The sequence below is a fragment of the Paraburkholderia sp. NMBU_R16 genome, from assembly GCF_013282575.1.
Lineage (GTDB): Bacteria > Pseudomonadota > Gammaproteobacteria > Burkholderiales > Burkholderiaceae > Trinickia.
Genome location: NZ_JAAAYE010000099.1, coordinates 1 through 8,688, shown reverse-complemented (window position 1 = coordinate 8,688; position 8,688 = coordinate 1). Strand labels below are relative to the sequence as shown.

Annotated in this window: 8 protein-coding genes and 3 pseudogenes; 7 read left to right on the top strand and 4 right to left on the bottom strand. The window is 61.3% G+C overall.

What is annotated here, in order from left to right:
- The first annotated feature begins 396 nt into the window (after positions 1–396).
- Positions 397–708, top strand: coding sequence for a DUF4148 domain-containing protein (locus tag GWC77_RS26155; RefSeq protein WP_173261868.1), 312 nt, complete (start codon positions 397–399; stop codon positions 706–708).
- 103 nt (positions 709–811) lie between these two features.
- On the opposite strand, the pseudogene GWC77_RS26150 reads toward GWC77_RS26155, so the two are convergent.
- Positions 812–2,301, bottom strand: a pseudogene (locus tag GWC77_RS26150) (glycosyltransferase family 2 protein).
- Entirely contained in the window at positions 2,298–2,912 is a 615-nt protein-coding gene (locus GWC77_RS26145) for a cytochrome b (RefSeq protein ID WP_173261875.1), read from the bottom strand. The pseudogene GWC77_RS26150 and the gene GWC77_RS26145 overlap by 4 nt, the downstream one beginning before the upstream one ends.
- A gap of 172 nt (positions 2,913–3,084) precedes the next feature.
- On the opposite strand from GWC77_RS26145, the pseudogene GWC77_RS26140 reads away from it, so the two are divergent.
- From GWC77_RS26140 to GWC77_RS26120, 5 genes and pseudogenes are all read left to right on the top strand, one after another.
- Positions 3,085–3,267, top strand: a pseudogene (locus GWC77_RS26140) (IS6 family transposase); the annotation flags it as partial.
- A pseudogene (locus GWC77_RS26135) lies at positions 3,264–3,479 on the top strand (DeoR/GlpR transcriptional regulator); the annotation flags it as partial. The pseudogenes GWC77_RS26140 and GWC77_RS26135, both read left to right, overlap by 4 nt.
- A 190-nt stretch (positions 3,480–3,669) precedes the next feature.
- Positions 3,670–3,936 (top strand): DUF4148 domain-containing protein, encoded by a 267-nt coding sequence (locus tag GWC77_RS26130; RefSeq protein WP_173261865.1) that lies wholly within the window; start codon positions 3,670–3,672, stop codon positions 3,934–3,936.
- 384 nt (positions 3,937–4,320) lie between these two features.
- Complete coding sequence (locus tag GWC77_RS26125; protein ID WP_173261862.1) at positions 4,321–4,905, top strand: hypothetical protein; 585 nt, start codon at positions 4,321–4,323, stop codon at positions 4,903–4,905.
- Positions 4,906–4,975: 70 nt separating this feature from the next.
- A complete protein-coding gene (locus tag GWC77_RS26120; RefSeq protein ID WP_173261860.1) occupies positions 4,976–6,031 on the top strand; it encodes a GGDEF domain-containing protein in 1,056 nt (351 codons plus the stop codon).
- A 52-nt stretch (positions 6,032–6,083) separates the two neighbouring features.
- On the opposite strand, the gene GWC77_RS26115 is transcribed toward GWC77_RS26120, so the two are convergent.
- Positions 6,084–6,860 carry an NAD(P)H-dependent oxidoreductase gene (locus GWC77_RS26115; protein ID WP_173261857.1) on the bottom strand — a complete coding sequence of 259 codons (777 nt, stop codon included), beginning with the start codon at positions 6,858–6,860 and terminating at the stop codon, positions 6,084–6,086.
- Positions 6,861–6,951: 91 nt separating this feature from the next.
- Here GWC77_RS26115 and GWC77_RS26110 point away from each other — a divergent pair, with 91 nt between their 5' ends.
- On the top strand, positions 6,952–7,845 hold the full coding sequence (locus GWC77_RS26110; RefSeq protein ID WP_367949116.1) for a LysR family transcriptional regulator: 894 nt from the start codon (positions 6,952–6,954) through the stop codon (positions 7,843–7,845).
- A gap of 102 nt (positions 7,846–7,947) precedes the next feature.
- Here the strand turns inward: GWC77_RS26110 and GWC77_RS26105 are convergent, their stop codons facing one another.
- A complete protein-coding gene (locus GWC77_RS26105; protein ID WP_173261855.1) occupies positions 7,948–8,556 on the bottom strand; it encodes a hypothetical protein in 609 nt (202 codons plus the stop codon).
- Positions 8,557–8,688: the final 132 nt, after the last annotated feature.

Here is an 8,688-nt window from a genome sequence, read left to right as displayed (position 1 = left end):
CCACACCGATTCCAATTCTTCTCTTGCGAAGGCCGTCATCGCTTGCCCCTCCTGAGCGAACTCAATGGCGGCATTGTGCGATTGCCTTTACGCGAACTCTATAACGCCCATGGCTTACCGCTTACGTCCGATTGACCCGTCTTGCTTTTCTCACCGAGCGCAAGCAGCCGGCCAAGCTTAAGCTCAACGAGGTGCTTCGCTTGATCGCGGGTCCCTTCGCGACGACGCAAAAGTTACGCTATCGAGAAAATGACACGAATGTAATCAAACGGACAGCAAGGGGGCAGCAGTGGCCTCGCAGAATGCATTAACGCATCGACGGAAAGTTTGAGCGTAAATTCCCCGCTGGATCGCTGTACGGCGGGTACCAGTCATATCGAATTTCGGAATCCCATCATGAAGTCTCTCGTCAAAGCTACATTGATTTCCTGCATCGTGAGCGCACCGCTTTTAGCACACGCCCAAGCGGATAGCAGCCCGGTTACACGCGCAGAAGTTCGTGCGGACCTTATCCGCGTCGAAAACGCCGGTTATCGTCCGGTTTCAGGCGATGCCAGCTACCCGACTGATACTCAGGCAGCCGAAGCCAAGGTCGCGGCCAGCGAAGCGGCATCGACAAACGATGTTGGCGGTGCGAGTGCATCGAACGCGAATGGCTCGCCCGTGCGTGCGGCACAGGCTGACGATTCGATCTACCGCGGCTCGTGAGCGAGCGCTCCTCTGTCGGCTGGCAGCCTCTTGAACGAGTGCCAGCCGAAAGGATCGCACCGCTGTCCTGAGAGGACTCACGACACGCTATCGAACAAACGCGTCATTGCGGTTTTGCCGCCGGGTTGCGACTCCCATGGGTGCCCAGGCCAGTACGCTTCGACACGCCCCACCTTTGCCGCCCGAGCAGAAAATGTAGCCATCCAAGCGTAGCACCGGCATGGCGCATCAGCTGAAAAGAAAACGGTTCGAAAATCGCTGCGAGTACCGCCATCCCGAAGCTGGAGGTTGTGCAATCGCCGGTCCAGCGTTGGTACAGATGCACCGAAAACAGATGGAAGGCGAGGTCGATCGCGATCTTCCCGAAGATCAAGGCGAGCACCGGCAGCACGATCGCAAAATGTCCACCCAAGAGGAAGATGAGTAACAGCGAAAACGCCGTGAGACCGTAAATGGGCTGCACAGTGTCGAATGCCTTCACCGGCAGCATCATGAGCCCAAGCCTGCCGTAGCGCCGATTCCCCGTCATATCGCGATACCAGTACTGCGTCTGCAGGAAGCCTGCAAACCAGCGCCGGCGCTGTCGAAGAAAGCTTGAGAGCGTACCCGGTGCGTCTGTGCGTGCGCGGGCAGCACCGATCACGCGCACGTCCCAGCCCAGCCCAGCCCAGCGGAAACAGAATAGCGCCTTAGCCGATGGATCAGTTCGTAATCCTCCACAAGACAACACGGATCGAAGCCGCCCACGGCCATTACGGCATCGCGCCGAAACGCGGCAAACGCGCCAGAGACAAGTAACAGGCTATCTGCACGCATCCACGCGAAGCGCGAGATGAAATTGCGGATGTACTCATAACGTTGGAACCATTGGAAAAAGCGCCCGCTCAGCGACGTGTCGCAGACCGGCGTAAGCAGTCCCGCCGCCGCCACGAGAGCGGACTCGCGGCTGAACGCGTCGGCCATCGCCGCGCAGGCGTCGGGCTCGAGCAGCGTGTCGGCGTCGACTGTCATCACCGCCTCGGTGTCCATCGCGCGAAGTGCCGCATTGAGCGCGCGCGCTTTACCGCCGTGCGGCAGCTTCAGCCAGTGCAGGTTCGGGTAGTCGCGCGACGGCATACTCATATGCCCTTCGCCTGGATCAGTCAGTCCATCATGTTGCGTGAGCAGCGCAGCGGTGCCGTCGGTGGAACCATCATCAGCGATCACTATCTGCTGCGGCGCGTGTCTTTGCAAGAACAGTGCTTCAAGCGTGATCGGCAGCACCGACGCTTCATTGTGTGCCGCGACGATCACACCAAGCGTCGGCTGTTTCACCGGTGGCCTCGCCGACAAGGCCAATTCCTCGGGCTCGCCGGCAGGGCGCAGGAGCGCACGCGCCTGCCATGCAACGTACCCGAGCAGCAGCGTGTCATAGATCACATAGGCAATACCGGTCCCCCATGCGACTACGCCTTGCAGAAAGAACGCGCGTGCAAATAACACGCACCAGAGCGCTATGACACTCAAATGAATCGCGATGCTGACAAGCGGTGTAGGCGGCGGCGCGATGCGTGGCGATATGCGCGCAAGCACCTGATCGAGCGGGTCGTTCACGGTATCATCCGACGCAGCACCGAATGCCCGTCTATCCATTGATGCTTCAACGCGCCCGCGACATGCAGCGCCAGCATGCTATAGAACACGTAGCTGCACGCCGTATGCAGCGCACCGAACTGATCATGCAATTGGTTCTTAGTGGCAGGATCGAGGTTCATGATGAAGCCGACGCGTGGCCACTGAAAGAGGCCGTACAGATACATGGGATGCGAAGCGGCGGCTACCCAAGCAGAATCGTGCAGCCAGCCAGAGACAGGCATAGCAAACATCAGCACATACAGCGCGATGTGTACCGCATGCGCTGCCGCACGCTCCCGCGCCGGGAACTCGGCAGGCAGCGGCGGAGGGCGTTGTGTTATGCGCCAGAGCACGCGCAGGAACGCGAGCCCCAGTACGGTGATGCCAATAGACTTATGCGTGTCGATCACCCAGCGCATCGACTCGTCGGACAGCGTACCGTCGGGCAGCAGGGCAACGGTCAGGCCGCACGCGACGTTTGCGAGGATCAGCACTGCTATGGACCAGTGCAATAGTATCGCGACGCGCGTGTACCTTTGCACCGCAGTTGCGGTGCGCGAACCGGATTTGGCGGAAGGGGAAGTTTTCATCGGAACGTCTCGTAGCATGCTCAATGTGAACAAAACGCATCTCGCTATGCTTTTATTCCGGCTGCGCGTAACGGAGTGGGATATCAATGGGTCGCAACCCGGTCAGGGTTTCGGGTTCTGTCGCACTAACGAGGACGAGTAGAATCGGTGCGAACCGAAACGCACGACATCGATGATGGCAAAGACGACGAAAGCTCGAACAACGCTACCGGCCGGGTTGGGCAAAGTGCTGAAGCGGATGCATTATCCGCTGGAGGTGATTCTGCTGTGCGTACGTTGGTACGTGGCGTACGCGCTGAGCTTGCGCAACCTGGAGGAGATGATGGCGGAGAGGGGAATCGAGGTCGATCACTCAAGGAATGTCTGATGCGGCAAGCGGCACACATCTATGTGCTGGCCACGTCCGACAAACTGAATCGCGACAGTCAGCAGCATTGGGCACCGATCGAAGGACCGTGGACGCTGATAACCGATGCCGATGCCTCGCATGCGGGGACACGAGCATTCGCGGGCGTGGTCGGACTCACGATCGAATCGGTTCGGGTGGCAGGCTCCGCCGCGGCGTAGCGGCACGACGCAACCGCGACCTGTCCCGACGCGGACAAAAATTCATCGCCACAGGCGCACGCCCAAGGGAATAGAACGACGGGCCTGCCAGTATTTCAGACGTGCCGAGATCAGCGCGGCACGAACTCCGACACATAGGGCACCGCACGGTGCAGTGTCGGTCCGTCATGAATACCGGTAGGAGAACGCCATGAAGATACTGATTGCAATTCCCGTTACTGTTTTGGCGCTATGCGCCGCGCAGGCTTGGGCGGGTGACGATGCGGGTGCAAACGCGTCGGTCTCGGACAACACCGCCGCGATGACCACCGAATCCGTCGGCGGTACGACGGGCGGCATGAGCGGCAGCGGCGCGCTCGTTGGTAAAACCCGCGAGCAGGTGTACCAAGAATTACTGCGTGCCCAGCAAGACGGCACCATCGATCGCATGAATGCCTTTTATGGTGGAGGCAGCTGAACCACTCCGTTCGATCGGACGGGGCAATTGATCCGATCGAACCGAACTTGCGCCGGTGGGCGATGCGCGCGCTACCGGCAGCGAAGGTCCACTCGACGATCACGGCCGCATAGGCGGCACTCCCTCGGCGATACTCGAGTGCGCGGCGCCGCGCGTTCGGGCACACTCCTTGCACCTCTTCGCACGCCCAAGAGAACATACGCGAGACGATCGTCCCCATGCCGCCGAACGGACGCTTCGCATGATGTTCCTTGTGTGTTTCGTGCCACACAGATGACATATCGTTCGTATCGCCCAGCCATCGGGTTGCCATCGATACGCGGCCGGATTAAATTGTCCCGTCGATTTTGAACATGAGGCCAACTATCGGGGTCGGAGTAAGCGATGTACAAGACGACGCAAGAAGAATCCCGCAGTCTCGGCGCGGCGCCCGATTGGGCCGGGCCGAATGCGCACGCCGCCGTTGGATTCGAGGAACAGATGAGCGCGCCGCGCGCAGGGTTCGTGCGACCTGCCCTATTGGCGGTTTCGGCCGCCTCGCTCGCGCTGGGCGTGGCGGGAACCGTGGCGTACGGCGTCTGGTTCAATCACGATCAGCGCATTTACGCGAATGCGATGGAAAGCGCGCGACGCGCGTTGCGGCTCAACGATCGACCACCCACGATCCAGGCGAGCGCTGGCATCGTGCTGCCTCAGCCGACATTCGCGCCGCAGTTGACCGAGCGTGCCGGGCCTGCGCAAGCTGCCGCGCCGGCACCCGCTCAGCCCGCGGTCGCAGCGGCGCAGCCCGAGCCGCCCCGCCCCGCTCCGGCCCCGGCCAAACGCGCGACGGTATCGACGCGCGCGGAGGCGCCGGCCCGCGCCAAGACGAGCCACAATCCCTTCAGGAAGATCGCTGCGTTTTTCCGTCCCTCCAACTATCGCCACCATGGCACACGACGTCAGCCAGACGCCTTCGGTCGCCCCTAGCGCACCGCCACCGTGGCGACCTTGGGATGGGCTCGCCCCCGCCCCGCGATTGCGGGCCGGCCCTCGCGTCATGGCCATTGCCTCGCTGAGTTTTCTTCTGATCGGCTTTTTCTTTTTGGCACTGCAAATCAAGGCGATCTTTTCGGATCAGTTGAAACAGGAATACGTGGGGCTCGTGTTCGAAGCGATCGAACGCGCGGAAGCGGCGCGCACCACCGTCAGCGAAGCCACGCAAACGCGAGACATCGACGATATTTCCGCCGCGGCCTATCAAGCTGCCCGCGCCAGTCTCGACAATCGCCTGAAAACCCTTGCCGCGCTCGTGAATGCGAGCCCGTTCGAGACCTCGCGCATTCCTGAGTCCGCGATTTCTCCCAGCGCCACGCTCGAGGATACCCGCACCCTGCTCGATTTCACGGCGGCGTACTGGCGCGCCCAGCGCGATCGCACCACAGCGGATATGCGCACGCGGCTCTCGCGCGTGGCGGATGCACTGATCGTGCTCTCCGCGGTGCTCTTCGGCGCGCTGATGACTGCGCTCGTCATGTACTCCGCGCGCAACCGACAATTGGCCCATGAATCGCGGGAATTCAAGCAGGCCGCATTGCACGATGCCCTGACCGGCTTGCCGAATCGGCGCAGACTGCTCGATGCGATCGAGCTCGCCGCGGCAAAGTCGGCGCAGGCGGCCGAGAACGGCCGGCCCCGAAAGTTTGCAGTTCTCTACATCGATCTCGATGGGTTCAAAGGCATCAACGATACGCGTGGGCATCGTGCCGGCGACGAGCTCCTCGTCGCCGTGGCGAAACAATTTCAGCACGTGCTGCGCGTGACCGATGTCGTGGCGCGCATCGGCGGAGACGAATTCGCCGTGCTCGTGCAGGAGTTCGTGAACGAAACGCAATTGGCCGCGATCGCGCAACGACTCATGAAAGCGGTGAGCGACACGGCGGACCGTCTGGGCGTCGGCTTCGTGACCGCGAGCATCGGCATCGCCAGTTGTCCCGATCCGATCAGCGATCACGATCGTCTCATTGCCGCGGCCGACGAAGCCATGTATCAAGTCAAACGCACAGGAAAGAGCCGCTATGCGTTCGCGGCTCCCGCATCGAGCGCCGCTTCCTGATGCCCGTTCGCCTCGGGTTGTTGCCGACAATGCGGTGCCTGAGCTCCCCGCTCTATGCGATATGCGCCGCAAAGCCCGACTGGCCAGGCGCGACCTCGTCACGCAGCGTCAACTCAGGTATAGCGTAATCGCCTCCATTTTGTGGGCGAAACGCAATCGGCTGGATGGTCCACAGTTCGTCGAGGCGGCCACGCAGCGCATCGCATATCGACGCATACTTTGCGTCGTCGATCTTGCCGGTCCGGAAGACTGTAAACGGCGGCAAGACATCGAAGCCGGGGTAGTACAGGATGCCGTGATGAATCGGGAACAGCAGGTCGTTTATCGGCCCGTTGACGCCGCGAGCGCTGTAGTGCGACTCCCAGCCGCCTGCCGTCACGATCAGCATCGCGCGCTTGCCCGACATGACACCTTCGCCGAAGCGGTCGCCCCAACGTCGATCAGAATGCTCGCCCACGCCATAGCCGAACCCGTACGCATAGACGCGTTCGACCCAGCCCTTCATGACCGCGGGCATCGAGTACCACCAGAGCGGGAACTGGAAAATGACCGCATCCGCCCAACGCAGTTTCTCCTGCTCACGCACGACGTCGTCCGGTTGGGTACCGCTTTCGAACGCATGCTTCGAAGCGAGCGAGGGGGTGAAGCGAGCGCCCGGCTCGAGATCGACGAAGTCATCGGCATCCAAGGTCGCCTTCCACTTCATCGCATATAAATCGGAGACTTGCACTTCATGCCCTGTGTTGCGCAGGTGGCGGACAGCGAAACGATTGAGCGAGCCATTCAGCGATTGGGGCTCCGGATGGGCATAGACGATCAGGACATTCATGACGGCACCTTTTTCGATTGGCGGAATGTCGGCAGGATAGTGGTCGCCCGAGGCATAATGGAAATGAATTTCATTGATTCAAGGTATTGACGTGGTTAATCTCCGCAAGCTCGATTTGAATCTGCTGATGACGCTGGACGTGCTTCTTTCGGAATGCAACGTCACACGAACTGCTGAGCGTCTCCACCTTTCGCAGCCATCGGTCAGCGTCCATCTGGCCAAACTCAGGGAGATATTCGGAGATCCGCTGCTGCTGCCGGGCGCACGCGGCATGCGCCCGACGGCGCGCGCACAGTCGTTGCGCGAGCCGCTCCGGCGTGCTCTGGAAGCGCTCGAACATGCCATCGCGCCCGCTGCACCGTTCGATCCGGCTCTGGCCGACCATACGTGGCGCGTGGCCGCCACCGATTACAGCGAAATGACGGTTTTGCTACCGGTGCTGAGCGGTCTGCGCGCGGTAGCACCGGGCACCCGGCTCGCGGTAGTGGAGATGGTGCCCGGGGACTTCGCGCGGCAGGCGGCCGAGGGGCAAATCGATCTCGCGTTCCACACGCGTGACAATGCACCGGCCGGCTTGCGCAGCCGCCTGCTCTTTGCGGAGCGCTACGTGCTCGTCGGCCGACAGGGACATCCGCGCCTCAAAAGACGGCTCACGCTCGCGCAGTTTTGCGGGCTCGAGCATGTGATCGTGTCGCCGGATGGCGGTGGTTTTCACGCGGCAACCGATAAAGCGCTGGCTGCGAAAGGCATGGCGCGCCGCGTGGTGCTTTCCGTGCCGCACTTCACGTTCGTGATGTCAGTGCTCGCCAACAGCGATCTCGTCGCCATGCTACCGGCGCGGCTCGTGCAAAACACGGACGTGTTGCGGATCGTCGAAGCCCCGCTGGAAGTAGCTGGCTACGAGATGATGATGCTTTGGCACGAGCGCTCGCATCGCGATCCAGCGCATCGCTGGCTGCGTGAGTACATTGCGGGTTCGGTTTAGGTCGGCCGCGCCATATCGCTTGCGGCATGCGTCACGGTCACCTTCGTGCGCTTACCGCACATGTAATGCCTGGCGCTCGGCGAAGAGGCCCGATAGGACGACCTATATCGTTTGCGGCGCGCGACAATCCACGATCAACCGTCCTTTACGCCGCGTCGATTCGGCAAAGTGAGAGAACGGCTCCGGTCGAACGAAGATCGGAATGCCCGCGTCATTCAGCATCGGAAGGCAGCAATGAGTTGCGGCAGTTAGCGCGTCGGTAATATCGGCGTCCCCGTGTCGGGGCGCGTCCGCCAACGTGTAGACGATTTCGACTCGATTGGAATAGATTTCCGCCTGGAGTTTGACCAAACCTACATCCTTGCCTACGGCTTGGATAAGTGCCCACACGTGAGTTTCGTTGAACGTGGCGTCGCCAAGCGTATGGACAAAAGGAAATTTGCGACCGAGTAAGCGGAAGCGTCTGGACGTAACGTCTGGACCATCGATCCATTCGGCGTAGTCTCCGGTGTCGATGCGGATCGCGGGCGCAGCGACACGCAGCAGCGACGTGACCACACATTTCCCTTTCTTGGAGGTCACCTCGATCACGTCGTGCGTTTCTTCGTCGACGATCTCGACAATACCCGCGCCCGGAAGCGCGCGAAAGACGTCCGGCCCGTCGCCGAGTTCGCTGTATCCGATTACGCCACTTTCTGTTGTACCAAACATGAAGGGTAAGCGCCTCGCGAAGGCCGTCCGCTATCCGGCGCGCACGTGAGGCATGATCGGGTATCGGGCGCTCGTGTTGGCGCGCTGGCAATCAGCCCGTGGAGGCAGGTGGGCAAGACTTCCCTGGCAGCT